Source organism: Paraburkholderia aromaticivorans, from assembly GCF_002278075.1.
Taxonomy (GTDB): Bacteria; Pseudomonadota; Gammaproteobacteria; order Burkholderiales; family Burkholderiaceae; genus Paraburkholderia; species Paraburkholderia aromaticivorans.
On sequence record NZ_CP022989.1, the window covers coordinates 207,685 to 233,891 of the forward strand.

Sequence of the window (26,207 nt, forward strand, 5' to 3'; positions counted from 1 at the left end):
CAGACGCCACGCTCAGGCAGCGGCGGAGCCGTGTTGCACGGCCACCTCGTGCGGCTCGGTATGAACGTAGTCGATGGCCTCGAGCGCGGCGCCGATAGACGGCACGGATTTGCCGTCGCCGATGGAGATGGAGCGGAACGGCGATTCGATGCCGTAATGCGACGGCGGGGTCGCCACGAAGATCATCACCGTGCGCTTCTGCAACGCGTGCGCAAGATGGACGAAGCCGGTGTCGGTGCCGATCACGAGCGCGCACGCGTCGATCATCTGGGCGATTTCGGTGACGCTCATTTTCGGCAGCACGGTCGCGCCCGGCAACTGCGACGCGATCTGCTCCGCTTCGACCCGCTCGCCTTCCGAGCCCCACGGCAGCACCAGCTGAAAACCGCGCTGCGTCAATTCGCGGCCGATCGCCACCCAATGACTCACCGGCCATTTCTTGTCGTCTTTCGAGGTGGCGTGAAAGAACGCCGCGACCGGCGCGCCGTTCGACGCGAACGGCAATCTGACGGGCTCCGGTAGACGCAGCTTGAACACCGCCGGGCCTTCTACCTGATAGCCGAGCGCCTCACCCGCGTTGATCCGCATGCCGTGCCATGCATTGCACTGCGGACGCCGGCTGAACCGCCCGGTATAGGCAAACGCGGCACCGCGCTCGCCCAGGTCCGGCGCCTGGTAGCCGATGCGCCGCGACGAACGCGCCAGAAACGCGATGATCGCGCTCTTGTACACGCCCTGAATGTCGATGATGAAATCGTAGCGATACGCGCGCAGTTCGGCGATGGACGCCCAGATCGATTTGAAATCGGCCCACCGGCGCGCTTTCTTGAAGCGGCGCAACGGCGCGCACAGCACGCGGTCCACGTTCTCGCTCCAGTGCACCACTTCGGCGAATGCTTCGTCGGCGGCCCAATCCACCTGAACGCCGGGAAACGCGCGTTTGATATCGGCGACGACCGGCAGCGCCTGCACGATATCGCCGAGGGAAGTGACCTTGACGATCAGGACTCGCTTCATTAAAGACCTGTGAGTGGTTCGAACATCCACACATTTTAGCCGACGAATGGGATGATCTTGACCGAACCGGGCAAAGAGCATTTCGGTCATGAATACAGCGAGTTACGTCGACCGCCTTACAGAAAGCCCTTTTACACCATTTCAAAATACTTTCACACCGATTTGTGAGCCCGGCGCGCCTTATACTGCACCCTTTGCGCCTGCACTCGCTCATGTTCGTGCCTCTCCCGCTCCGCTCGTTCAGCGTCGTTCGCCGCGCAAGGCGACTCTGGCGCCAATATGGTGTCTTCTGGCTGGGCGCGATTGCGGTCGGTCTCGTCGCGGTGCTTTACGCGAGGCTGATCGACTGGGGCTATAGCGAATTCCGCGCGGTTCAACACGAACATGTGTGGGCGCCCTTGATCATCACGCCCGCGGTCGCGGCGCTCGCCGTCTGGCTCACCCGCACCTTCTTCCGCGGTGCCGAAGGCAGCGGCATTCCGCAGGTCATCGCCACGCTTCACGCCAAGCCCGGTGAATACGGCGCGCGGCTGCTCTCGTTTCCCATTCTGTTCGGCAAGATCGCCGTGTCGTTTCTGGCGATTCTCGGCGGCTTCACGATCGGCCGCGAAGGTCCGACCGTGCAGGTCGGTGCCGCGCTGATGTTCAATCTGCGGCGGCTCTATCCACGCTCGAATGCATTGATCGAACGGCAACTGGTGCTGGCCGGCGCGGCGGCGGGTTTGTCCGCCGCGTTCAACACGCCGCTTGCCGGGATCGTCTTCGCGATCGAGGAACTGACACGCAGCTTCGAGGCGCGCACGAGCGGCGTGCTGATCACCGCGATCATCATCGCCGGCGTGGTCGCGCTCGGGCTGAACGGCAATTACACCTATTTCGGCACCATTCAGATCGGCGCGCACTTCCCCAATCTAATGGCGCTCGCCGTGCTGCTCACGGCGGTCGTCACCGGCCTCGCGGGCGGGGCGTTCGGCTGGCTGCTGCTGAACACGGGGCGCTGGATTCCGGCGCCGCTGCGTCAATTGCATGCCGAGCGGCCGGTCGCGTTTGCCGCGCTGTGCGGTTTGGCGATCGCGGTGGTCGGTCTGGTTTCGGGCGGCACGACGTTCGGCAGCGGTTATGCGGAAGCGCGCGGATTGCTCGAGGGGCACGCGCAGTTGTCTGTCTTCTATCCGTTCCTGAAAATGATCTCGATGGTCGGCTCGTACCTGCCCGGTATTCCGGGCGGCATCTTCGCGCCGTCGCTGTCGATCGGCGCGGGCTTCGGCAATCTGCTGCACATGGTGTTCGGCTCGATGGATTTACCCATGCTGATCGCGCTCGGCATGGTCGGCTACCTGGCCGCCGTCACGCAGTCGCCGATCACCTCGTTCGTGATCGTGATGGAGATGATCAACGGCCACGCGCTAGTGATTTCGCTGATGGCCACCGCGTTGATTGCGAGCCGCGTATCGCGCGTGTTCACGCCGCCGTTGTACGAGTCGCTGTCGGCGCGCTATCTGGCGCCGTTGCCGCAACCCGCGCCCGCACCGGCGCCTGAAGTGCCTGAAGTGGAAGCACCTGTTCAGGGCGAAGCGCAAGCCGACGGTGAGCGTCCCGCCGAAGACGCCGGCGGCGCACGGCCGGGCGCCTGAACCCTGAAGAACTGTTGACGACGAAGATAAGCGGCAAAGCGGCGCGAACCGGCGCGCCCGCGCGCCACCTTGCGTTGCGTCCGGATGACGTAACGCAAGGTGGCGCGCGGGCGCGTCAGAGGAAACCGGCTGCGGCAAGAAACAGGCCCCGAACGATCAGGCCTGCGGTATTTCGATCTTGACCTCGAGCACTTCGAGATCGTCCTGACGTTCGAGGCTCACGCGAATATCGTCATGGGAAATCTTCACGTACTTCGAGATCACGGCCACCAGTTCGCGTTGCAACGCAGGCAGGTAATCGGCAGGCGCATGGCCGCCGGCGCGCTCATGCGCGATGATCAACTGCAGGCGTTCCTTCGCTACCGACGCGGACTTCTTCTTCTCGCCCAGCAAAAACGAAAGAATCGACATTACGTGCGCTCCCCTTACTTGGTGCCGAAGAGGCGCTGCAGCAGCCCGGGCTTCTGGTAGTCGGTAAAGCGAAGCGACTTCTGCTCGCCGAGGAAACGCGACACGACGTCTTTATAGGCTTCGGCCACGTCGGTGCCGTCCAGATGCACCGCCGGCAAGCCCTGGTTCGATGCGTGCAGCACCGCTTCCGATTCCGGAATCACGCCGATCAGGTCGATGCGCAGAATTTCCTGGATATCGGTCAGCGACAGCATTTCGCCTTCGCTGACGCGCTTCGGGTTGTAGCGGGTGATCAGCAGGTGTTCCTTGATCGGCTCCTTGCCTTCGATCGCGCGCTTGGTCTTCGACGACAGAATGCCGAGAATGCGATCCGAGTCACGCACCGACGAGACTTCCGGATTCGTCACGATCAGCGCTTCGTCGGCGAAATGCATGGCGAGCAGCGCGCCCGACTCGATGCCGGCCGGCGAATCGCACACGATGTATTCGAAATCCATCGCGATCAGATCGTTGATGACCTTCTCGACGCCTTCCATGGTCAGCGCGTCTTTGTCGCGCGTCTGCGAGGCCGGCAGGATGAACAGGTTCTCGCACTTCTTGTCCTTGATGAGCGCCTGATTCAGATTCGCTTCGCCCTGGATCACGTTGATCAGGTCGTACACCACGCGGCGCTCACAACCCATGATGAGGTCGAGGTTACGCAGGCCGACGTCGAAGTCGATCACGGCGGTTTTGCTGCCACGCAGAGCGAGGGCTGATGCAAAACTCGCGCTCGTGGTCGTCTTGCCCACGCCACCCTTGCCCGAAGTCACCACAATGATTTTTGCCATTACCCTTACCTTGTGTTCGTCAATTTCATCAATTATGTGCGGCCATATTTGCCGTGAAACGCTGCGCGCCTCGGGCTGATCGAGGCAGCGCGCCGCTTTACGTCGACCATGTCGACTTCACGTCGCTTACGTGAGCCGCAGCGGTTCGATCATCAATTTCTCTTCTTCGAGCCAGATCTGCACCGGCTTGCCGAGCACGTCGGCCGGCAGCGGGTTCTCGGTCGTTCGATAGATGCCTGCGATCGAGATGAGTTCCGGCTCCAGACACGTGCAGAAAATGCGCGCGTCGTGATTGCCCTGCACGCCGGCCAGCGCCCGGCCGCGCAGCGGCGCGTAAATATGGATGTTGCCTTCGGCGATCACTTCCGCCCCGTAGCTCACGAGGCCTAGCACGACCAGGTCGCCCTTGGCGTAAATGCGCTGGCCGGAGCGCAGCGGCTTGTCGACCACCATGGTTTGCGACGACGTGGCAAGACGCACCGGCTCCGCTGCGGGCGCGGGCTCCACTGCCGCGGCCGTGGCCGGCGTGCCGTTTGCCGGCGTGAGCGCGGCGGCTTCGAACAGGTCGGTCGGCGGCGTGGCCGTCGCGGCGGTGACAGCCGGCGCCGTAGCAGCGGCGCTCTCTTCGTCAGCAGATTTAGCGGCGGCGCCGCGGCGGTCGCGCGCTTCGAGCAGCGGCAACGCGGATTCCGCTGCCCAGCCCTGCTGCGCGTTGGCGACCACGCCTACCGGGCGCATGCGCACGCTGTCGAGCAGTTGCGCGATCTCGGCGAGCGGCACGCGTTCGTTCTCGGCGAGGCGCCGCACGTCGATCGCGACGACGTCGTTAGCGAAAAATTCAGGGGTCGCCTCGAAGCGCCGGGTCAGTTCGGCACGCATGGCGTCGAGGTCGGTTGTCTTGACCACGAACAGGAGCGTGTCGACAGAGCCGCTGCGAAGTTCGAAAAAGGGCGATTTCTTGGGCGACATAGCGTTCGGCAAAAATTTTTGCGTATTTTACAGGCGTCGACGCGCGCGGCGAGCTTTTTTGCCGGGAGAGCGGACGGACGCGATGACGATGCGGCCATGCGCGAGCCGCTCGCCGGACTCGCGACGGCCCGTGGCGGCCCGTGGTGGCCGTTGACGTAGCCCTTGACGTAGCCCTCATGGCGGCCATTCAGGCCGCGCGTCACGCCAATGCCCGGGCGACGCACGCTGAGAAGACACGAATGGGAATCGAGCGGCAGGCTGACGCGCCGCTCGCGAGGTCACTGCTGAAACACCTGCGAAGAGGTCGGCACGTGGCGCACCAGCAGACTTTCGGCCTGGTCCGGTGCTCGCGCGACGCGCCGGTGCTCGCCGGTCGGACCGAAGCCGAGCGCTTCGTAAAAACGCATGGCATTGCGGTTGGCGTCGGCAACCCACGCGTAGATTTCCGTGGCGCCTTCATTGGCGAGCCACGCGGCGGCCGAATCGACCAGCAATTCGCCGCCTCGCAGATGACGCACGGCCGGCGCCACCCACAATTCGCAGACGAACGCGCGGCGCGCCGCGCTGTCGTCGAAATGCGCTTCGATCAGTCCGGCCGGATGGCCCTCGGTGTAGAGAATGAAGGTGGTAACGGTAAAGGAAACCGCATGATCCGCGGCGGTGGCGTCGAAACTGGCGGCGTCGGCCGACAACGCGTCCTCGAGCGTGGCGCCGAAGGCATAGGGCGCCTCCCGCAGCGACGCAGTACGGAGTTCGCGGAAAACGGCGCCCTGATCAGCGGCGATACGGCGAACGGTCAATGACGGACTCATGCAGACGAAAACCCCTTGAAATCCTAAGGCGTAGCTTTAACCGAACCGGCGCGAGAGTCAAATCATTCTTTACCGGATTGTGACGGCACACACGGAGCGCGCACAGACTCAGCAGCATTTCGCGCGCCCGCCTGCGGCCATGCGGCCGCACGCAGTGCGCCACGCATGCTTATGGCGCCTCGTAGCTGCCGGTGCCGTCCGGCCATGGGGTCAGCAGTTCGTAGCCCTCGTCGGTCACGGCGATCATGTGTTCCCATTGCGCCGACAGCGAGCGGTCTTTGGTGACGACGGTCCAGCCGTCGCGCTGCACCGTGGTGCCGGCGCGGCCGGCGTTGATCATCGGTTCGATCGTGAAGACCATGCCCGGCTTCAGGCGTACGCCCTGCCCCGGCTGGCCGTAATGCAGCACCTGCGGATCTTCGTGGTAGACCTTGCCGATGCCGTGCCCGCAATAGTCGCGCACGATCGAGAAGCCGTCGCGCTGCGCGATCTTCTGGATCGCATGGCCCACGTCGCCGAGCGTGGCGCCCGGCTTCACTTCGCGGATGCCGGCGAGCATCGCTTCATACGTCGTGTCGATCAGTTGGCGCGCCACCGTGCTCGGCTGGCCGACGCAATACATGCGGCTCGTGTCGCCGAAGTAGCCGTCCTTGATGATCGCGACGTCGATATTGATGATGTCGCCGTCTTTCAGGACCTCACCGCGATTCGGAATGCCGTGGCACACCACCGAATTGACCGAGGTGCAAACGGTCTTCGGAAAGCCCAAATAGCCGACATTTGCCGGAATCGACTTTTGCGTATTGACAATGTAGTCGTTGCACAGTGTGTCCAGTTCGTCGGTGGAGACACCAGCCTTGACGTGCTCGCCGATCATCGCCAGCACGTCGGCCGCGAGGCGGCCGGAAATGCGCAGCTTGGCGAGGTCGTCGGGAGTCTTGTAGGTAATGGCCATGAATTCGGTCGATGTGGGTCGAATAGGAATGTCGATGTTCAATCGATCGGGCAATTGTACAGAGGATCGCCGCGGGGTCGCCGCGAGCCGCGCCAAACTGGCCGCGCTGACACTCGAGCGACGGCCCGGGCGCTGCGGCGCATCCGCTGGCCACGCTCATCGCACGCCATGCGGCGAGCGCGCAGGGAAATGGTTTGCGAGGTCCGCGGCCGGCGGCGGATTCGCTCCGTAAAGCGTTTGAGGACTCGCTTCCGCTCCCTGCATCATGGCGTTTTTCTGAGCAGAACGGAGACGGCTTTGCGGCCGCGCCTCGCGCCCTGGCAACGCGTAAGCAGCGCTTGTCCATCGAATGGATCAATCAGGCATGCTGATTGATTGTCACGATCCGATGGGCCGCGGCCGGAATCGTCGGGCGACCACGATGGCGGCGATCCCCGGCAATGTCGTCGTGCTGGCGCTCGCTCTCATCATGCCGCTACCGGTGGCCTGGATGCCGCCGTGGCCGCCGGCTCATGCCGGATGAGCGCCGGTTGAGCGCTGGTTGAGCGCTGGTTAAGTCGATCGGGCCGCGGCGCGTTTGCATCCGGTTGCGGGGTTGCTGCGTACATAGTTCGAATGCATCTCTTCGGACGGACCCCGCTCCCATGGCTCGACGCCTGCTGACCTTCACCGCCACGCTGGCACTCGCCGCTCTCGGCGGCTGCGGCGCCGCCGACGTGCTCAACGCCGCCGTATCGCACAAGAGTTTCCAGGCCGAGAACGGCCTCGCCTACGGCAACGCGCCGCGTCAGCGACTCGACGTCTACATGCCCACTGCCGGCGTGCCGCGAGCCGGTTCGCACGGCCGCCCGGTGGTGGTGTTCTTCTACGGCGGCAGTTGGCAGAACGGCTCACGCAGCAGCTATCTGTTCGTCGGCGCGGCGCTTGCCTCGCGCGGCTTCGTCGCCGTGGTGCCGGACTATCGGACGTGGCCCGACACGGCATTCCCCGGTTTTGTCGACGACGCCGCCACGGCCGTGCGCTGGGCGCGCGATCACGCGGCCGAGTTCGGCGGCGACCCGTCGCGAATCTTTCTGATGGGGCACTCGGCGGGCGCGCATATCGTGATGCTGCTCGCCACCGATGGCCGCTATCTCGCCGCGCGAGCAGATGCGCAAAAGCGACCTTAGCGGCGTGGTCGGCCTCGCTGGGCCGTACGATTTCCTGCCGCTGCAGGACGCCACACTCGAAGAGATTTTTCCACCCGCTTTGCGCGTTGCCAGTCAGCCGATCAATTTCGTGGCAGGCGACGAACCGCCAGTGTTCCTCGCAGCGGGCCAGCGCGATACGACTGTCGATCCGGGCAACACCGACCGGCTCGCGGCGAAACTGCGTGCGTCAGGCGACACGGATGTCGAAGTGAAGCACTATCCGGGCGTCGGGCATGCGCTGCTGGTGGGCGCGATCGCGGGGCCGTTGCGCGGCTTCGCGCCGGTGCTCGACGACACGAGCGCCTTCATCGGCGCACAGCTCACGCGAACCCCGCAGCGGGAACACCCGGCGCGCGCGCTGGGCGCCTCGTCGTCCGGGATGGGCAGCAATGTCTATCAGATACGGCGTCATGCGAAAACCGGCGGCGCGGCTTGCGCGGGCACGCCGGCTGCGGCGGTGAATGCGGTGAATGCGGTGAATGCGGTGAATGCGGTGAATGCGGTCGATGCGGAGTGCCCGAAGCAAAGCACGCTCGGCCACGACGCCTGAGCCTCGTGCGGCGCGCCGCACGTCAGTCCGCCGCCATGCCGAGCAGATGCTTGCGCAAGGTAGGCGCGCGCGTCGACGGATCGAGCCAGATGCCGAAGAATGCGCGCGCGAACGCGGGATCGTCGACTTCGGAACTCAGGTGGTCGCCGGCATAGAAGCGCACGCCCTTCTCCGGCAGATAGACCGCTCTCAACTGGTCGCCGGGACCGACGTCCACGAAGGCCCGCAGCATGTTCGCGCGCCAGCGTTCCAACGTATCGGCGGGTATCGGCGCGGACGCCAGACGCTTGATCTCGCTGATCCCGGTGTCCGCGAGGCGCTCGCGCGTGACGCCGCGCGCGTACACGATATGCAGCGCGAAGCGTTCGTCATAATCGACCGGCACGCGTTCGCTCCACATTTGCGCGCGATATAGCTGGAAGCCAAGCACGCTGAAATCGCCTTCGCCGACGAGTTTCGCGGCCTGCACGTCGCCGCGCCAGTCGGCGCAGGCCGCGCCGGCCCACAACACCAGCACGAGTGCCGCGAGCGCGCGCACGTCAATCTGCCTTCGAGAGAACGAACTGCATCACGTCCGTGCGTCCTTCGTCGAAGCCGGCTTCGCAATACGCCAGATACAGCCGCCACGTCCGCACGAAGACCTCGTCGAAACCTTGCGTGCGGATCGTGTCGAGTTGCGCTTCGAACGCGGCGCGCCAACGGCGCAGAGTTTCCGCGTAATCGCGCCCGAAGGCGAGCGACGTGCAAGCGGCGAGCCTGCCGCGCCGCGCCGCCTGCGCGAAGCGCTGCGGGCTCGGCAACATGCCACCCGGAAAAATGAACTCGCGGATAAAGTCGCTCGTGGCGCGATACGCGGCAAAGTGCGAGTCGTCGATCGTGATGGTTTGCACCAGCGCGCGAGCGCCCGGCCGCAGACGTTCGCGCACAATGCGGAAATACGTCGGCCAGAATTTTTCGCCGACCGCCTCGAACATTTCGATCGATACGATGCCGTCGTACTGTCCGGTCAAGCTGCGGTAGTCGCGCAGTTCGAGTTGCACAAGTCCGCTCAGGCCCGCTTCGCTCACACGTTTCTGGCCGGCTTCGAGTTGCGCCGGCGAGATCGTCACACCATGCACGTGGATACCCAGGCGTGCCGCGTGCAGCGCAAAGCCGCCCCACCCGCAGCCGATCTCCAGAATGTGCATGCCTTCGCGCAAACCGAGCGTATCGATGATCCGTTGATATTTCGCATGCTGCGCGTCTTCGAGCGATTGGTGCACATTGCCGTCGAACACCGCGCTCGAATAGGTGAAGCTCGGGTCGAGCCACTGCGCGTAAAACGCGTTGCCGATGTCGTAGTGCGCATGAATGTTGCGCCGGCTGCCCGAGCGCGTGTTCGGCCTCAGCTTGTGACGCAGCCCGTACCAGAGTTGCGCGAGCCAGCCGCCATATACCGTGCGTTGCAGCGCCCGCTCGTTACGGATCGCGACGCGCAGCAGCGCGGCCAGGTCGGGCGTATCGACCCAGAAGGCGCGCCATGCGTCGGCGAAACCGATATCGCCTTTGCGCAGGATCGCGCCGCACGCGCGCCAGTCATGCATCTCCAGGCGCGCCCCGGGCGCCGCGTGAGGATCGCCGAATACGCGTTGTTGTCCGTCGGGCGTGATCAGCACCAGATGCCCCACCTGGATCCGCTCGAGCAAGGCGAGAAACAGACGGCCTGACGCGGGGGCGGTTTGGTGCCCGCTCAGGGTTCTTGAAAACGCCATGACGAAATCTCCTCAATCGGACGAAACGGGGCGCGCAGCGGTGGACGGTTGACCGGCTGCGGCGTGATCGGTGGGCGCGTCGGCGGTGCGGGCCGGCGCGGGGTGCTTGCCGTAGAACGGCGCTTTCTTGAGGACAAGGCGCAAGGCCTGCCAATGAATTCTCACGACGACACCGACCGTCAGCAGCGGCTGGCGCAGCAGCGCGGCGAGCGCGCTCGCGCGGGTCAGCGGTGTCAGGCGGCCGCCCAGTGCGGTGCGGATCAGCAGGCCGTCCGCGTCGCGATAGTCGATCGCGACCGAGGCGCTGTGGGGCGTTTCCTTGATGCGGAAGGTGTAGCCGCCTTCCACGCGGCAAAACGGCGACACGTGCAGCACTTTCCGGCACATGAGCTGCGTGTCCGCGGTGATCGGCGCGTGGCCGTCCGCGCTCAGCAGATAGCTGTGCCGCTCGCCGAAGGTATTGCGCACTTCGGCCAGCAGCGCGCGCAACCGGCCGTCGCGATCGTGACAGAACCAGAAGCTGACCGGATTGAACGCGTAGCCGAACACGCGCGGGAACGCTTGCAGCCAGATCCGGCCGTTCGCTTGCGCAATGCCCGCGTCCGATAGTTGCGCGCGCATCCACGTGGCAAGGTCGCTGCCGTCGCGCGGACCGTGGTCGCGCCGGTGCAGACTGAACGGCCGCCAACGGTCGATGCCGAACCAGCCGCTCTCGAGCGTGGCCAGTCGGTCCAGATCGCAGCGCACGTAAAACACCGGATACGTGAAGCGATGATGCTTCGGCCGCAGACGTTCGTGCATCACCTTGCCGGTCAGAAGCCAGGCTGCCGGACCGGCGTTGCCGGTGGCGCTGCCGGCGTCGGTATCGCTGTCGCCCGGCGGCTTCATAGCTTGGCCCATGCCGGCAATGCGCCGAAATCCGCGGCCACGCGCAACGCCGATTTCAGACCGTCCTCGTGGAAGCCGTAGCCCGTCCACGCTCCCGCGAACCAGGTGCGGCGCTTGCCTTGTAGTGAAGGCAGGCGGTGCTGCGCATCGATCGCGGCCAGATCGAACAGCGGATGATCGTAGACGAAGCGGCGCAGTTCGGTGCCCGGCGCCGGCTGGCTCACCGGGTTGAGCGTGACGACGAGCGGCGTCCTGAACGGCAGCGGCTGCAACTGATTGACCAGATAGCTGACGCACACCGGATGCGTGCCGTCGACGCCGCGGCGGCCCAGGTAATTCCACGCCGACCACACGCGCTCACGCCGCGGCAGCAGATTCGTATCCGTATGCAGCACCGCGACATTCGGTTGATAGCGCACGGCGGCGAGCACGCCGCGCTCGTGATGGTCGGCGTCTTCCAGCAGGCGCAGCGTGGTCGGCGCGTGGGTGGCGAACACCAGCGCGTCGAAGCGCTCGGTGCCGCTGTCGCTGAACACGTCGACGCCGTCGGCATCGCGCCGCACGCCGCGTACCGCCGTGCCGAGGCGGACATCATCGAGCGTGCCGGCGATCTGCCGCACATACTCCCGGCCGCCGCCGACCACCGTCTTCCACTGCGGCCGGCGATTCACCTGCAGCAACGCGTGGTTCAGACAGAAGCGCAGAAAGGTCGTGGCCGGAAAGGCGAGGATATCGGCGGTGGCGCTCGACCAGATCGCGGCGGCCATCGGCAGCAGATATTGACGCTGGAACGCGCCGCCGTAGCCGCCTTGCGTCAGCAGCTCGCCCATCGACGCGCGCGTTTGCGTCGCCAGTTCGAGGTTGCGTTGCGCGCTGCCGTTAAAGCGCATGATGTCGCGCAGCATGCCGATGAAGGTCGGCGAAAACAGGTTGCGGCGCTGCGCGAACACCGTGTTCAGACTGGTGCCCGCCCATTCGAGCCGGCCCCCGTCGAGCGAGACCGAGAAGGTCATCTCGCTGGGATGCGACTGCACGCCCAGCTCGGCAAACAGCGCGATCAGGTTCGGATAGGTGCGCTCGTTGAACACCAGGAAACCGGTGTCGACGGGGCACGTATGGCCGTCGAGCGTCACGTCCACCGTATTGGTGTGGCCGCCCAGGTAGCCGGCCGATTCGAACAGCGTGACACGATGGTTGCGCGCGAGAAGATAAGCACTGGCCAAACCCGAGATACCGGCGCCGATGACCGCGACCCGCGAGCCGCGCGGTAGTGCTGAGGTCGGTGCGGAAGGGATCATGGGCGCGTCTCCTGGTCGGGGGCGCGCGGTCGGTTAGTGGGATCTTGCGGGGCTTGCGCGTCCTTGAGGGGATTTACGCAGCGAGGGCGGAATTGGATGCAACGGCGGGGGAATTTGCGGACAGGCGAAGGTGCCCGGCAGGGACGCTACCGGCGCCCGATGGCGCCCGTTTTACCGATTCAGGACACGCTCTCGTTCAATGTTTCCAGGGCTTTCGACATTAGTCCGACTCGTCTCCATTCGAGCCATTTGATGTGGCAGCGCTGGGCGGGCGAATCGTGCGAAGGCAGGTAATGCCATCTGGCGCCGGTCTGTGTGCCCCGGCATATCGCGCGGTCGTTCAGAACGCGGGCGATGCCTATTGTCTCAGCGAGCAGTTCGTCAAAGAGGCGTTCGCGCGCGGCGATACGCGCACGAAACGACCTGCGGCACGACGAGTTGAATGCCAGTCGGGGGTGCGCTCGCGCCACGCTCGACCTGAACCACCGCCCCGAATCATGAGCCACTCGTGATGCGCCGCCGCGATCGCCCTAGACGTTTTTTTGACAGGTCGCTTTTTGGAACTGGAAAACAAAAACCCCGCAGAATTTTCATTCTGCGGGGTTCTTTAAATTTGGCGGAAAGGGTGAGATTCGAACTCACGGTACCCCTAAAGGTACACTGGATTTCGAGTCCAGCGCATTCGACCACTCTGCCACCTTTCCGGGTCTTCCAACTCGCAGCAACCGGGTTACTAAGGCCACTGCTTTGTCAGATCCAAGCGGGTCGTTGCTTGGGAGAGAAAGATTATAGAACAGCTGAATTCGATTTCCAAGCCCCTCGTCAAAAAATTTTCAACGAGACTTGGCGACGGCCGTGCCCAGATTAGGCGGCCGGCAATTCCAGCCGCTCTAGGCCACCCAGATACGGACGCAACGCCGCCGGCACCGTGACCGAGCCGTCGGCGTTCTGGAAGTTCTCCAGCACCGCGACGAGCGTGCGGCCCACGGCCAGACCGGAGCCGTTCAACGTGTGCACCAGCTCCGGCTTGCCCTGCGCATTGCGATAACGCGCCTGCATGCGGCGAGCCTGGAACGACTCCGTGTTCGAGCAGCTCGAAATTTCGCGATACGTATTCTGCGCCGGCACCCACACCTCCAGGTCGTACGTCTTGGCCGCGGAAAAGCCCATGTCGCCCGTGCACAGCGTAATCACGCGATACGGCAGTTCCAGCTTCTGCAGAATCGTCTCAGCGTGGCCGACCATCTGCTCCAGCGCGTCATACGACGCCTCCGGCGCGACGATCTGCACCATCTCGACCTTGTCGAACTGATGCTGGCGGATCAGACCGCGTGTGTCGCGGCCGTACGAGCCCGCTTCCGAGCGAAAGCACGGCGAATGCGCGGTCAGCTTGATCGGCAGCGCGTCCGCTTCGAGAATGCTGTCGCGCACCGTGTTCGTCAGCGAAATTTCCGACGTGGAGATCAGATACTGCGTGACCGTGTTCTCGTCACCGCCTTTCTCGACGCGGAACATATCGTCGGCGAATTTCGGCAGTTGGCCGGTGCCGTACAGAATTTCCGGATTCACGATGTACGGCGTGTAGATCTCCGTATAGCCGTGATGCTGCGTGTGGGTGTCGATCATGAACTGCGCCAGCGCACGATGCAGCCGTGCAATCTGGCCGCGCAGCAGGGTGAAGCGCGCGCCCGAGAGCTTCGCGCCGGCCTCGAAATCGAGCCCGAGCGGCGTGCCGACATCGACGTGATCCTTCACCTCGAATTCGAACTGGCGCGGCGTGCCCCAGCGGCGCACTTCCACGTTTTCGGTTTCGTCCTTGCCCGTCGGCACGCTTTCGTGCGGCAGGTTCGGCACGCCGAGCAGCAGGTCCGACAGACGCTTCTGGATCTCGTCGAGCTTCGCCGCCGACGCCTTCATCTCGTCGCCGATACCGCCCACTTCGGCCATCACCGCCGAGGTGTCCTCGCCCTTGCCTTTCATCGCGCCGATCTGTTTCGACAGGCTGTTGCGGCGCGCCTGCATCTCTTCGGTACGGGTCTGGGTGTCGCGGCGTTCCGCTTCGAGCGCGGTGAAGGCCGCCACGTCGAGGGTATAGCCGCGGTCGGCGAGGCGCTTGGCGACGCCGTCGAGGTCTTTGCGCAGCAGCTGAATGTCGAGCATGGGATGGGGCGGGTGTTCGTTGTATGAAGGGAGGATTTTAGCGCACCGGCGCGGGCGGCCGGTGCGTTAGATGGTCGGCGGGTGCGCAATGCCGGCAAGGTGCGCGCTGCGGCGCGGAACGAGGGGCATGGCGACGCATGAAACCAGGCGTACATCGAAGCCCAAAGCGAGGCGCGAAACCATGCGCGAAGCAAGCCGCAGCGCAAGAGGCGCCGGCAAACCTAGCCCTTCTTCGGCTTGTTCTCGCTGCGCCACTGCGCATCGAGCTCGGCCAGACGCGCCATCTTGTCGCCGATCTTGCCCTCCAGACCGCGCGGTGTCGGCTCGTACCAATGCGGATCGCGCATGTTCTCCGGCAGATAGGTCTCGCCGGCCGCGTACGCGTCGGGCTCGTCGTGCGCGTAACGGTATTCGTGACCGTAGCCGAGTTCCTTCATCAGCTTGGTCGGCGCGTTGCGCAGATGCACCGGCACGCCGCGCGACTGGTCCTTGCTGACGAAGCGGCGCGCCTCGTTATACGCGTTGTATCCCGCATTCGACTTCGGCGCGACCGCCAGATAGATGATGGCCTGCGCCAGCGCCAGTTCGCCCTCGGGCGTGCCGAGGCGCTCGTAGGTTTCGGCGGCGTCGAGCGCGATGCGCGCGGCGCGCGGATCGGCGAGGCCGATGTCTTCCCACGCCATGCGCACGATCCGGCGCGCCAGATAACGCGGGTCCGCGCCGCCGTCGAGCATGCGGCAGAACCAGTACAGCGCGCCGTCCGGGCTGCTGCCGCGCACCGATTTATGCAGCGCGCTGATCTGGTCGTAGAATGCGTCGCCGCCTTTGTCGAAGCGCCGCAGATTTTCGGCGAGCGCGCTGCCGAGCAAGGCGCCGTCGATCTCGGTGGTTTTCTGCTGCGACGCCGCTCGCGCGACGATTTCCAGGTTGTTCAGCAGCTTGCGGCCGTCGCCGTCGGCCGAGCCGATCAGCGCGTTGCGGGCTTCGTCGGTGAAGGTGAGGCCGCCCAATTCCTTTTGCGCGCGATCGAGCAACTCGCGCTGCTCTTCGTCGGTCAGGCTTTTCAGCACGTAGACCGCGGCCCGCGAGAGCAAAGCGCTGTTCACTTCGAACGACGGATTTTCGGTGGTCGCGCCGACGAACACGAACAGCCCCGACTCGACGTGCGGCAAGAACGCATCTTGCTGGCTCTTGTTGAAGCGATGCACTTCGTCGACGAACACGAGCGTCTGATGTCCGTTCGCGCGATGAATCTGCGCGGTCTCGACCGCCTCGCGGATATCCTTGACGCCCGAGAGCACCGCGGACAGCGCGATGAATTCGGCATGAAAGGCATCGGCCATGAGCCGCGCCAGCGTGGTTTTACCGACGCCGGGCGGGCCCCAGAGGATCATCGAATGGGCTTCGCCGGATTCGAACGCGACCCGCAACGGCTTGTTCGGGCCAAGCAGGTGCTTCTGGCCGATCACTTCGTCGATATTGCGGGGCCGCAGGCGTTCGGCGAGCGGAACATTGGCACGGGTTTCTTCAAACATGACGTTTTGGGGATAATCTCGGCTTTTCCGGACGCGGTCCGTGTGAAGGCGGCGTACTGCCGGTGAGCCACGCCAGCACGAGAAAGTGCGGGCAACGTCCTGCATTATGACAGTGACGGCGCCCGGACGAAGGCCGCGCGCCACACCGGGACGACGCGCATGGCCGCGCCCGTGCAAAAATCCGCAAACGGACGGCGCTAACGGGCAATACAGACGGCAGACGGACAACACAAACGGACGATGCAATCGGGCTCGCAACCGGAGCCCGAGCGCGGACATAACAGCAGACGCAACCGCCGACGCAACGTCGCAGACAGGTCGGCAAGCAACACCAACAGGGACAAGACCAGATGGCACAAGATCCACTCGCCGGCGACGCCGGTTCCACCTACGCACCGCTCACGCCGGTGCCCGACGCGCGCCGCGCGTTTCGCACCGGCGACGCGTTCGCGCTCTGGTTCTCGCTCGGCATCGGGCTGCTGGTCGCGCAAGCGGGCGCGCTGCTGGTGCCGGGCCTGTCGCTGCCGCATGCGCTGCTCGCCATCGTGATCGGCAGCGTGATCGGCGTGGTGCTACTGGCGCTGGCCGGCGTGATCGGCACGGATACGGGGCTCGCGGCGATGTCGTCGCTGCGGCCGACGCTCGGCGTGCGTGGCGCGTCGGTGCCCGCCGTGCTGAACGCGGTGCAACTGGTCGGCTGGGGCTCGTTCGAAGTGATCGTGATGCGCGATTCCGCCGACGCCCTCGCCAAGCAGGCCTTCGGTCTCTCCATGCCGCTCATCTGGACCGTGATCTTCGGCTTGCTCGCGACGCTGCTGGCAATCAGCGGCCCGCTCTCGTTCGTGCGGCGCTTTCTGCGCAGGTGGGGCATCTGGCTGCTGCTCGCGGGCGCGGCGTGGCTCACGTGGAATCTGCTGGCGAAACACGATCTGGCTGCGCTGATGCAGCGCCCGGGTACGGGCGAGATGTCGTTCGGCGGCGCCATCGATCTGGTGGTCGCCATGCCGCTGTCATGGCTGCCGCTGATCGCCGACTACACGCGCTTCGGCCGGCGTGCCGGTGAGACGTTCCGTGGCACGCTGCTCGGCTACGGCATCGCCAATATCTGGTTTTATGCGCTCGGCGCGGTCTACGGCCTCGCGGCAGGCGGCGGCGACGCGCTGCTCACGGGCGCGCTGGCGCAAGCCGGCGGCGGCCTCGCGTTGCTGTTGATCCTGATCGACGAAATCGACAACGCCTTCGCCGACATTCACTCCGCCGCGGTGTCGACCGGCACGTTCTGGACGCGCGGCAGCGTGCCCCTCCTGTCGGCGGCGTTCGGCGCGCTGTGCACGTTGATCGCCCTGCTCGTGCCGATGGCGAAGTACCAGAACTTCCTGCTGCTGATCGGCTCGGTGTTCGCGCCGCTGTTCGGCGTGGTGCTGGTGGATCACTTCATCGTGCGCAAGCGCCGTATCGAAGCGGCCTTGCTCGCCGACGTGCGCGGCCGTTACGGCTTCTCGGGCGGCTGGCATCTGAGCGCCTTCCTTGCGTGGGCCATCGGCATCGCCGCGTATCAGGCGATCAATCAATGGCTGCCGAATCTCGGCGCGACCTTGCCCGCGCTGGTGATCGGCGCGGTGTGCTATCTGGCCTTCGTGTCGACGCGCAAGACCGCGTATGCCTGAGGCTTGAGGCGCGCCACGCACCCAGAAACGCGAAAAGGCCTGCAATTGCAGGCCTTTTTCTCGTCGCTCACATCGCTTCAGCGCGTGGATGCCCGATACTCGACGCCCGGCAACACGCACAGCAATTCGAACGCCAGATTCGCGCCGAGCAGCGCGGTCGTGCCGAACGGGTCGTACGGTGGCGCGACTTCCACCAGATCGCAGCCGACGATATTCAGCCCACGCGAGCCGCGAATGATTTCCAGCGCCTGCGGCACCGTCAGACCGGCGATTTCCGGCGTGCCCGTGCCCGGCGCAAAAGCCGGATCGATCCCGTCGATGTCGAACGTGATATAGACCGGGCCGTCGCCCATGCGCTCGCGCACACGCGCCATCAGCGGCGCGAGCGACTGGTTCCAGCAGGCCTCGGCCTGCACGACTTCGAAGCCCTGATCGCGGCACCAGTCGAAGTCTTCCGCCGCGTAGCCCGTGCCGCGCAAACCGATCTGCACGACCCGCTCGCAATCGAGCAAGCCCTCTTCCACCGCGCGGCGGAACGGCGTGCCGTGCGCGATCTTCTCGCCCATCATCGTGTCGTTGACGTCGGCGTGCGCGTCCACGTGAATCAGGCCGACCTTGCCGTGCTTGCGATGAATCGCGCGCAGGATCGGCAGCGCGATGGTGTGATCGCCGCCCAGCGTGATCGGCTTGCAATCGTGCTGGAGAATTTCGTCGTACGCGGTTTCGATGCGCTTGATCGAGTCGTGCAGGTTGTACGGATTGATCGCGACGTCGCCGAGATCGGCCACGCGCAGCGAATCGAACGGCGCGGCGCGCGTCGCCATGTTGTACGGGCGCAGCAGCACGGACTCGCTGCGGATCTGGCGCGGCCCGAAGCGCGCGCCGGTGCGGTTCGAGGTGCCGAGATCGAACGGCACGCCGACGAAGCAGGCGTCGAACCCTTCGGCCGAGCCGACGTTCGGCAGCCGCATCATGGTCGCAATGCCGCCGCAGCGGGGCATGGCGTTGCCGGACAGCGGCTGCGGCCGTTCGCCGGCTTCGGGGTGAATGAAGGAAGAGGTATTCATCGTGTCTCGGCAATGAAAAAGGGCAGCAAGCAAAATCAGGCGGACCGGCCGAGGAGAAGCGTCTGAACCGCACCTTGCCGGGCGAATCTCGATTCTTGAGCAGTTTCCCAGAAGTTAAAATACCTACGGCACAAACTTCACATTGATTTCCGGCGATGTATTCTGACCCATGTTCTCCCAACTCACCGATCTCGACCTGCGGCTGATCCGCGTCTTTCTCGCCATTGTCGACGCGGGCGGCGTGTCGCCGGCCCAGGCAACCCTCAACGTCGGCCAGTCGACCATCAGCACACAGCTTGCCACACTCGAAACGCGCCTGGGCTACCGGCTGTGCGAGCGCGGCCGCGGCGGCTTCAGCCTGACCGCGCGCGGCGAGCAGTTCATCGACGCCGCCCGCGCGCTGCTGTCGGCCGTCGACACCTTCGGCATGCAGGCGCGCAACGTGGGCCGCAAGCTGGTCGGCACGCTCGATATCGGCATGATCGGCCACACGCCGGTGTCGGCGAGCGCGCGCATCAGCGACGCGATCGGCCGGTTCCGGGCGCGCGATCAGTCGGTGCGGTTCTCGATCCTGGTGCGCTCGCCCGGTGAACTCGAAGAATTGCTGCTCAATGGGCGGATTCAGATCGGCATCGGCTATTTCTGGCACCGCGTGCCGTCGCTCGAATACACCGAGGTGTTCGCGGAAGATCAGTTCGCCTATTGCGCGAAGGGGCATCCGCTGTTTGTTCAGGCGGGCGACGTGCCGCCCGCCGAGGCCGCGCAGCATGAATGGGCGTGGCGCAGTTATCCGCTGCCCGAAGCCGAAAGCTCGACCACGCCGCACAACGTCACCGCCGTCGCGGACAACATGGAAGCGGTCGCGATGCTCGTGCTCTCGGGGCATCATCTCGGCTACTTGCCCGGGCATTTCGCGGCGCCGTTCGTCAAGCAGGGGTTGCTCGCGGCGCTGAATCCGGCGCAGATGCGCTACCGCGTCGCGTTTCATATGGTCACGCGCGCGCGGCAGCATCGCACGGATATCGTCGAGGCGTTTATCGACGATATGAAGGCTGCGCATCCCGTGCAGGTTTTGCAGGCAGATGAGTAGCGGCTACGCTAGCGGCGCGCGATGAAAAAAAAGCCGCGCACGGTGCGCGGCTTTCTGCTCATCGCTCGCCGCCCGCGGGCGGTTTATTCGTTGATCACGTCCGCGCCCTTCGGCACCGTGAACTTGAACGCGTCGGCCGGCAGCGGCGGGTTCTTCTGAATGTTCGAGAAGGTCAACAGCGTGACGTTGCCGAACACGTCGTGCAGTTCCATGGCTTCCAGATTGCCGTCCTTGAAGCCGATGCCCACGCGCTGGAACTGCGTGTCTTTCGCCTTCGGCGTCAGTTCGAGCCAGTCGATGCCGGCCTTCACGCCCGCGTCGCGCAGCGTGAAGTTCTTGTCGAGATCGTTGCTGCCGAACAGGATCGCCGCCGGGCTCGCGCCGAGCGCGCCGCCGAGACTGCGCACCGTCACCTGATTCAGATCCTTGTCGTACACGAAGAGCTTGTCGCCGTCCGCTTGCAGCAGTTGGGCATAGGGCTTCTCGTATTGCCAGATGAACTTGCCGGGACGCGCGAACGTGAAGGTGCCGCTCGACGTGCCGGTCTTGCCGGTGCCCGTGGTGGACAGCGTGCCGCTCGCGCCCTGCGCCTTGCTCGGCGCCCGCACTTCCTGCTGCACGAACGTGCCGCGCGCCGAATGCACTTGCGAAACGAACGCTTTCAGTTGCTCGGTGCCGCTCGCGAACGCCTGCGATGCGAAGAGCACCGTTGCGCCGATCGCCACACTGCCCACGCTACGTACGAGCGTCCGGGCGAGCTGGCCGAAACGGCCGGATTGAGCATTCTCTCGAGCGTGCTGCTGCGCGAATCGCTGCATATGGTTTTCTCCCTTGATTGAATTCGTTGAGCGGCCGTGACCGCCGGCGCATGGGCGAAGCTTGTGCGCCCCCGTGGCGGTGGGTGCCGCGCGCGAAGCCCGGTGGCCCGCGTTCGGCAGGCCCGTGCCTGCCTGCGATACCAGCTTAGGCGATCAGCCTTAAACGAGCCTTAGAGAGTCGGCCGGCGCCGCAAAGCGCCAATCTGCCGGTTGCTCCCTGCGCTGAGCCGGGGTAGCGACGCGCCTCGACTTCGCAACCGACGGCACACTTGCCGCCGCGCCGCAAAACACCGAGGTCGTTCGCTCTATTCCGCTTCCCGCGCCGGCGCGAGAATTTCGCGATTGCCGTTCGACGACATGGCCGATACCACGCCCGAGTTCTCCATCTGCTCGAGCAGGCGCGCCGCACGGTTATAGCCGATGCGCAAATGCCGCTGCACCAGCGAGATCGACGCACGGCGGTTCTTCAACACGACGTCGACCGCCTGGTCGTATAACGGGTCGGACTCGCCGTCGCCCGATCCGGTTCCCCCCGCGCCCGCCGAGCCTTCGTCGCCCTCGCCCGTCACGCCGCCTTCGAGAATGCCTTCGATGTAGTTCGGCTCGCCCTGTTCCTTGAGCTTGTCGACCACGCGATGCACTTCCTCGTCCGATACGAACGCGCCGTGCACGCGCACCGGCAAGCCGCTGCCCGGCGGCAGATACAGCATGTCGCCCATGCCGAGCAGCGATTCCGCGCCCTGCTGGTCGAGAATGGTGCGCGAGTCGATCTTCGAGGACACCTGGAAGGCCATCCGCGTCGGCACGTTGGCCTTGATGAGACCCGTGATCACGTCCACCGACGGACGCTGCGTGGCCAGAATCAGGTGGATGCCGGCCGCGCGCGCCTTCTGCGCGATCCGCGCAATCAATTCTTCGACCTTCTTGCCGACCACCATCATCAGGTCGGCCAGTTCGTCGATCACCACCACGATATTCGGCAGGCGCGTGAGCGGCTCCGGATCGTCCGGCGTGAGGCTGAACGGATTCGGCAGCTTTTCTTCGCGTTTGGCGGCTTCGTCGATCTTGTTGTTGTAGCCGGCGAGGTTGCGCACGCCGAGCTTGCTCATCAGCTTGTAGCGGCGCTCCATTTCGGCGACCGCCCAGTTCAGCGCGTGACCGGCCTGGCGCATATCCGTCACCACCGGACACAGCAGATGCGGAATGCCTTCGTACACGCTCATTTCCAGCATCTTCGGATCGATCAGGATCATGCGGACCTGGTCGGCGCTCGCCTTGTAGAGCAGCGAGAGGATCATCGCGTTGATGCCCACCGACTTGCCCGAACCGGTCGTACCGGCCACCAGCAAGTGCGGCATCTTCGCGAGGTCGGCGCACACCGGCTTGCCGCCGATGTCTTTACCCAGGCCCATGGTCAGCGGCGACGCGGCGTCCGCATACACCGCCGAGCCGAGAATCTCCGAGAGACTCACGGTCTGACGGCGCTGGTTCGGCAGCTCCAGCGCCATGAAATTCTTGCCCGGAATCGTTTCGACCACGCGGATCGACACGAGCGAAAGCGAACGCGCGAGGTCCTTGGCGAGACCGACGATCTGGCTGCCCTTCACGCCCGTGGCCGGCTCGATTTCATAGCGCGTGACGACCGGGCCGGGATACGCCGCGACCACGCTGACTTCGACGCCGAAGTCCTTGAGTTTTTTCTCGATCAGACGCGAGGTGAATTCCAGCGTATCCGCGGAGATGGTTTCCTGCGCGGCGGGCGCGGCGTCGAGCAACGAAATGGGCGGCAGGGTGGAATCGCCCGGCAGGTCCGTGAAGAGCGGCACTTGCCGCTCCTTCTCGACGCGCTCCGACTTGGCCGGCGTGACGACCGGCGGCACGATCATGACCGGCTCGTGTTCCTCGATCCGCACGCGGCCCTTCTCGACCTTGCCCTCGCGCTTGACCGCAGCCGCTTCGCCCAGCTTGCGGTCGCGGCCGGCCTCACGGCGCAGCTTGGCAAACGTCACCGCGGAAATGATCGATTCGCCGACCTTCTCCGACACCGACAGCCAGGAAAAACGGAAATACAGCGACAGGCCGATGCCGAGCACGATCAGCAGCGCCAGCGTGCCGCCCGTGAAGCCGAACGCGTGAGATACGCCACGCGCCACGGCCTCGCCGATCACGCCGCCCGGCGCGCGCGGCAACTGCACTTTCAGCGACCACATGCGCAACGCCTCGATGCCGTCGCACGCCAGCAGCACGAGCATGAAAGCGAACGCGTCGGCGAGCCAGCTCACGTCGCGCGGCGCGTCTTCCTGCAGTTCCTCGTGACGAGTGATGCGCCTGTAGTTCGCGGAGATATGGCGGCCGAGCAGCACGATCCACCAATAGGCGGACAGGCCGAACAGCAGCAGCAGGATGTCGGAGGTCCACGCGCCGACGCGGCCCGCCCAGTTGGCGATATGGTCGACCTGCGCGGCATGGGTCCAGCTCGGATCGCGCCGGCTGTAGCTGACGAGCGCCATGAGCAGGAAAACGCCGAGCGCCACCTGCAGGATCCAGCGGATTTCGGTGAAAAGGCGCGACATGCGGTGCGGCAATGCCTGCGCGCTCGCGGAATAGGGAGCTTTTGCCATTGATCCTGTTGCGTGTGTGCCCGATGCCCGGCCTGAGTCTTTGGGGGAGCCTCGCCCAGCGGGGCTTCGGGCTCGATCCCGGGTTCCGGGAACTTCGATCCGGCCTATTGTAAACGCAGTGTCCCGCGCGAGGCTGTAAATGACGGTAACTTGGCCGTTTGGCCACGGAAAAGCGCTCCGCGGCGCCCGACGAGGCTATCGGCGCGATCGGAAAGCTTCATGGAGCGGGCCGGCGCCCCGCCCTTTATAATGCCGCACTGATACCCAACTATAGTTTCAGCTCAAGTCGCGCGGCCTCGCATGGGCGAGCCGGGCGCCGTAAAAGGATTCGATCATGCCCGCAACTTCCACGAAACACGCCAAGGTTCTGATTCTCGGTTCCGGTCCCGCCGGCTACACGGCAGCGGTCTACGCGGCGCGCGCCAACCTCGCGCCGGTGCTCGTCACGGGCCTCGCCCAGGGCGGCCAGCTCATGACCACGACCGACGTCGAAAACTGGCCCGCCGACGCCAACGGCGTGCAGGGCCCAGAGCTGATGGCACGCTTCCTGGAGCACGCCGAGCGCTTCAACACCGAAATCATCTTCGACCACATCCATACGGCCAAGCTGGATGAGAGGCCGATCCGCCTGATCGGCGACTCGGGCGAATACACCTGCGACTCGCTGATCATCGCGACCGGCGCGTCGGCGCAGTACCTCGGCCTGCCGTCGGAAGAAGCGTTCATGGGCAAAGGCGTGTCGGCTTGCGCCACCTGCGACGGCTTCTTCTACAAGCAACAACATGTGGCCGTGATCGGCGGCGGCAATACCGCGGTCGAGGAAGCCCTCTACCTGTCGGGCATCGCGAAGAAGGTGACCGTGATCCATCGCCGCGACAAGTTCCGCGCCGAGCCGATCCTGATCGACCGCCTGCTGGCGAAAGAAAAGGAAGGCGTAGTCGAGATCAAGTGGAACCACACGCTCGACGAAGTGACCGGCGACCAGTCCGGCGTGACCGGCCTGCGCATCAAGCACACGCAAACCGGCGAAACCACCGACCTCGCGCTGCAGGGCCTGTTCGTCGCGATCGGCCACAAGCCGAACACGGACATTTTCGCGGGCCAGCTGGAGATGAAGAACGGCTACATCATCACCCAGGGCGGCCTGAACGGTTTTGCGACCGCGACGAGCGTGCCGGGCGTGTTCGCCGCGGGCGACGTGCAGGACCACGTGTACCGCCAGGCGATCACCAGCGCGGGCACGGGCTGTATGGCCGCGCTCGACGCGCAACGCTATCTGGAAACCGTCGACGAGATGGTCGGCGAGCACGCCATGAGCCAGGAAGCCGAGCGTTGATCGGCCGCGCCGGTTCGCGAGCCGGCCCGGATCAGTAGCGCAACGGTAAAATGACGGCTGGGCATGGCCCGGCCGCCTGCTCGAAAGAAGGCCGCGGCTGCAAAGCCGGCGGCCTTTTTGCATGCCGGTCGCAAGGAAACGTCGCGCGACCGATCCACCTTTCTGCGTGTATTACCGATATGCCGAAGAATCAGCCCCATCCGAGCGAACCGAAGCGCGCGCGAGCCGTCGCGCGTCCCGCGCCCGAACCGGCTGCGCCCGCCGTCAAACCGAAGCTCGAACCGGCTGCGGGTCTCGCCGGCCTCGGCGCGTTGCGCGATGCGCTCAAGGGCGACGCGCAGCGGCGCGAGCGCGAACGGGCGGCCGCCGCGGCCGCGCAGCGTGAAGCGTCGGCGGACGCCGATCTGTTCCGCCGCGAGATTGGCGCGGTCGCGCCGCTCGCCGTGCCGCCGCGCGCCACGCTGCCGCGCAATCCTCCGCCGCCGCTGCCGGTGCAGACCAGACTCGACGAAGAAGCCGTGCTGCACGAAGCGATTTCGGACGAGTTCGACCCCGAAGTCCTGCTCGAAACCGATGAGACGCTTTCCTATTGCCGCCCAGGCGTGAGTCAGGAGGTCGTGCGCAAGCTTCGGCGCGGCGACTGGATCGTGCAGGCGCAGATCGACCTGCACGGCATGCGGCGCGAGGAAGCGCGCGAGGCGCTGGCTGAGTTCATCCGCGAGTCGGTGAAACGCGGCTTGCGGTGCTTGCGCGTGATTCACGGCAAGGGACTGGGATCGATCGGCAAGGAGCCGGTGTTGAAAGGCAAAGTGCGCGCATGGCTCGTGCAGAAGTCCGAGGTCATCGCATTCTGCCAGGCGCGCCCGCACGACGGCGGCGCCGGTGCGGTGGTCGTGCTGCTGCAGCCGGGCGCCGCGCCCGCTCAAGCCAGGTCCTGACGGAGCCGCGGTGATCCATCCGAGACTGACGCTCGCGCTGACCATCATGGAGGCACTGGCGATTTTCGCCTACGCGATTTCCGGCTTGATCGAGGCCAGAAGCCGTCGGCTCGACGCAGTGGGCACGTTTCTGGTGGCGATCGCCACGGCGTTCGGCGGCGGCACCTTGCGCGACGTGCTGCTGGAGCGGCGGCCGTTTTACTGGGTCGAGCATCAGACCTATCTGATCGCCATTTTCGTGATGTCGCTGTTCGCGCCGATGCTGTTGAAGATGACCTCGCGTCTGCTCTCCGAACGGGTTCTACTGGTGGCGGACGCGATCGGCCTTGGCCTCTTCAGCATCGCGGGCACATCCATCGCGCACGACGCGCAAATGCCGTGGTTCACCTCGGTGCTGATGGGCGTGCTGACGGGGGTTTTCGGCGGCGTGATCCGTGACGTGCTGTGCAACGAGGTGCCGCTGATTCTGCGCGACTCGCGGCCGTATGCGACCTGTGCTTTCGTCGGCTGCTGGCTGTACGTGCTGCTGGATTACATCGACTTCGACACGGTGTATAGCGTGCTGATCGCCACCGGCTTTATCCTGCTTGCAAGGCTGGTAACGTTCAGGCTCGATGTACGCTTGCCGCACTAGCGACTGCCCAGCAAGCTTGCCTGGGATGTGCGGTGT

General features: G+C 65.1%; 22 protein-coding genes, 1 tRNA gene and 1 pseudogene. 8 read left to right on the forward strand and 16 right to left on the reverse strand.

Annotated features, from left to right (window positions below; genetic code table 11):
* Nucleotides 1-12 precede the first annotated feature (12 nt).
* Nucleotides 13-1,017: a lipopolysaccharide heptosyltransferase I gene (gene waaC / locus CJU94_RS00895; RefSeq protein WP_095417158.1), complete on the reverse strand. Its 1,005-nt coding sequence runs from the start codon at nt 1,015-1,017 to the stop codon at nt 13-15.
* A gap of 212 nt (nt 1,018-1,229) precedes the next feature.
* Between waaC and CJU94_RS00900 the strand changes: the two genes are divergently transcribed.
* Nucleotides 1,230-2,651, forward strand: a complete 1,422-nt coding sequence (locus tag CJU94_RS00900; RefSeq protein ID WP_095417159.1) for a chloride channel protein — start codon at nt 1,230-1,232, stop codon at nt 2,649-2,651.
* Between the two features lie 156 nt (nt 2,652-2,807).
* Here CJU94_RS00900 and minE read toward each other — a convergent pair whose 3' ends face one another.
* The 5 genes from minE to map form a co-directional block, all read right to left on the reverse strand.
* The gene (gene minE / locus CJU94_RS00905; RefSeq protein ID WP_012432104.1) at nt 2,808-3,062 is read right to left on the reverse strand and encodes a cell division topological specificity factor MinE; all 255 of its coding nucleotides are present in this window, start codon (nt 3,060-3,062) and stop codon (nt 2,808-2,810) included.
* A gap of 14 nt (nt 3,063-3,076) precedes the next feature.
* Nucleotides 3,077-3,892 (reverse strand): septum site-determining protein MinD, encoded by an 816-nt coding sequence (minD, locus tag CJU94_RS00910; RefSeq protein WP_007175863.1) that lies wholly within the window; start codon nt 3,890-3,892, stop codon nt 3,077-3,079.
* 126 nt (nt 3,893-4,018) lie between these two features.
* Nucleotides 4,019-4,861 carry a septum site-determining protein MinC gene (gene minC, locus CJU94_RS00915; RefSeq protein WP_095417160.1) on the reverse strand — a complete coding sequence of 281 codons (843 nt, stop codon included), beginning with the start codon at nt 4,859-4,861 and terminating at the stop codon, nt 4,019-4,021.
* Between the two features lie 278 nt (nt 4,862-5,139).
* Nucleotides 5,140-5,673 (reverse strand): GNAT family N-acetyltransferase, encoded by a 534-nt coding sequence (locus tag CJU94_RS00920; RefSeq protein WP_095417161.1) that lies wholly within the window; start codon nt 5,671-5,673, stop codon nt 5,140-5,142.
* A gap of 169 nt (nt 5,674-5,842) precedes the next feature.
* A complete protein-coding gene (gene map, locus CJU94_RS00925; RefSeq protein ID WP_095417162.1) occupies nt 5,843-6,628 on the reverse strand; it encodes a type I methionyl aminopeptidase in 786 nt (261 codons plus the stop codon).
* 364 nt (nt 6,629-6,992) lie between these two features.
* Between map and CJU94_RS40685 the strand changes: the two genes are divergently transcribed.
* Both CJU94_RS40685 and CJU94_RS00930 read left to right on the forward strand, forming a co-directional pair.
* Nucleotides 6,993-7,151 carry a hypothetical protein gene (locus tag CJU94_RS40685; RefSeq protein WP_157763701.1) on the forward strand — a complete coding sequence of 53 codons (159 nt, stop codon included), beginning with the start codon at nt 6,993-6,995 and terminating at the stop codon, nt 7,149-7,151.
* 121 nt (nt 7,152-7,272) lie between these two features.
* A pseudogene (locus tag CJU94_RS00930) lies at nt 7,273-8,134 on the forward strand (alpha/beta hydrolase); the annotation flags it as partial.
* A gap of 256 nt (nt 8,135-8,390) precedes the next feature.
* Here the strand turns inward: CJU94_RS00930 and CJU94_RS00935 are convergent.
* From CJU94_RS00935 to CJU94_RS00965, 7 genes are all read right to left on the reverse strand, one after another.
* Nucleotides 8,391-8,906 carry a chalcone isomerase family protein gene (locus CJU94_RS00935; protein ID WP_095417163.1) on the reverse strand — a complete coding sequence of 172 codons (516 nt, stop codon included), beginning with the start codon at nt 8,904-8,906 and terminating at the stop codon, nt 8,391-8,393.
* 1 nt (nt 8,907) lies between these two features.
* Nucleotides 8,908-10,119: an SAM-dependent methyltransferase gene (locus CJU94_RS00940; RefSeq protein ID WP_095417164.1), complete on the reverse strand. Its 1,212-nt coding sequence runs from the start codon at nt 10,117-10,119 to the stop codon at nt 8,908-8,910.
* A gap of 12 nt (nt 10,120-10,131) precedes the next feature.
* Nucleotides 10,132-11,007: a DUF1365 domain-containing protein gene (locus CJU94_RS00945; protein ID WP_095417165.1), complete on the reverse strand. Its 876-nt coding sequence runs from the start codon at nt 11,005-11,007 to the stop codon at nt 10,132-10,134.
* Complete coding sequence (locus CJU94_RS00950) at nt 11,004-12,305, reverse strand: NAD(P)/FAD-dependent oxidoreductase (RefSeq protein ID WP_095417166.1); 1,302 nt, start codon at nt 12,303-12,305, stop codon at nt 11,004-11,006. Before CJU94_RS00950 ends, CJU94_RS00945 begins: the two co-directional genes overlap by 4 nt.
* Before the next feature lie 614 nt (nt 12,306-12,919).
* Nucleotides 12,920-13,009: transfer RNA gene (locus tag CJU94_RS00955), tRNA-Ser, on the reverse strand.
* Between the two features lie 160 nt (nt 13,010-13,169).
* Nucleotides 13,170-14,465, reverse strand: a complete 1,296-nt coding sequence (gene serS, locus CJU94_RS00960; protein WP_095417167.1) for a serine--tRNA ligase — start codon at nt 14,463-14,465, stop codon at nt 13,170-13,172.
* 221 nt (nt 14,466-14,686) lie between these two features.
* The gene (locus tag CJU94_RS00965; RefSeq protein ID WP_095417168.1) at nt 14,687-16,000 is read right to left on the reverse strand and encodes a replication-associated recombination protein A; all 1,314 of its coding nucleotides are present in this window, start codon (nt 15,998-16,000) and stop codon (nt 14,687-14,689) included.
* A gap of 350 nt (nt 16,001-16,350) precedes the next feature.
* Between CJU94_RS00965 and cytX the strand changes: the two genes are divergently transcribed.
* Nucleotides 16,351-17,667, forward strand: coding sequence for a putative hydroxymethylpyrimidine transporter CytX (gene cytX / locus CJU94_RS00970; protein ID WP_095417169.1), 1,317 nt, complete (start codon nt 16,351-16,353; stop codon nt 17,665-17,667).
* A gap of 77 nt (nt 17,668-17,744) precedes the next feature.
* Here the strand turns inward: cytX and speB are convergent, their stop codons facing one another.
* Complete coding sequence (speB, locus tag CJU94_RS00975; protein ID WP_095417170.1) at nt 17,745-18,734, reverse strand: agmatinase; 990 nt, start codon at nt 18,732-18,734, stop codon at nt 17,745-17,747.
* 169 nt (nt 18,735-18,903) lie between these two features.
* Between speB and CJU94_RS00980 the strand changes: the two genes are divergently transcribed.
* On the forward strand, nt 18,904-19,824 hold the full coding sequence (locus tag CJU94_RS00980) for a LysR family transcriptional regulator (RefSeq protein WP_095417171.1): 921 nt from the start codon (nt 18,904-18,906) through the stop codon (nt 19,822-19,824).
* An 83-nt stretch (nt 19,825-19,907) separates the two neighbouring features.
* Here the strand turns inward: CJU94_RS00980 and lolA are convergent, their stop codons facing one another.
* Together lolA and CJU94_RS00990 are read right to left on the reverse strand one after the other, a co-directional pair.
* Nucleotides 19,908-20,642: an outer membrane lipoprotein chaperone LolA gene (gene lolA / locus CJU94_RS00985; RefSeq protein ID WP_095417172.1), complete on the reverse strand. Its 735-nt coding sequence runs from the start codon at nt 20,640-20,642 to the stop codon at nt 19,908-19,910.
* 305 nt (nt 20,643-20,947) lie between these two features.
* Nucleotides 20,948-23,263, reverse strand: a complete 2,316-nt coding sequence (locus tag CJU94_RS00990; protein ID WP_167397506.1) for a DNA translocase FtsK — start codon at nt 23,261-23,263, stop codon at nt 20,948-20,950.
* A gap of 334 nt (nt 23,264-23,597) precedes the next feature.
* Here CJU94_RS00990 and trxB point away from each other — a divergent pair, with 334 nt between their 5' ends.
* The 3 genes from trxB to CJU94_RS01005 all read left to right on the forward strand — a co-directional run bounded on the left by trxB (nt 23,598) and on the right by CJU94_RS01005 (nt 26,171).
* Entirely contained in the window at nt 23,598-24,599 is a 1,002-nt protein-coding gene (gene trxB / locus CJU94_RS00995) for a thioredoxin-disulfide reductase (RefSeq protein ID WP_095417174.1), read from the forward strand.
* Nucleotides 24,600-24,778: 179 nt separating this feature from the next.
* Nucleotides 24,779-25,537 (forward strand): Smr/MutS family protein, encoded by a 759-nt coding sequence (locus tag CJU94_RS01000; protein WP_095417175.1) that lies wholly within the window; start codon nt 24,779-24,781, stop codon nt 25,535-25,537.
* A 13-nt stretch (nt 25,538-25,550) separates the two neighbouring features.
* Nucleotides 25,551-26,171, forward strand: a complete 621-nt coding sequence (locus tag CJU94_RS01005) for a trimeric intracellular cation channel family protein (RefSeq protein WP_095420164.1) — start codon at nt 25,551-25,553, stop codon at nt 26,169-26,171.
* Nucleotides 26,172-26,207: the final 36 nt, after the last annotated feature.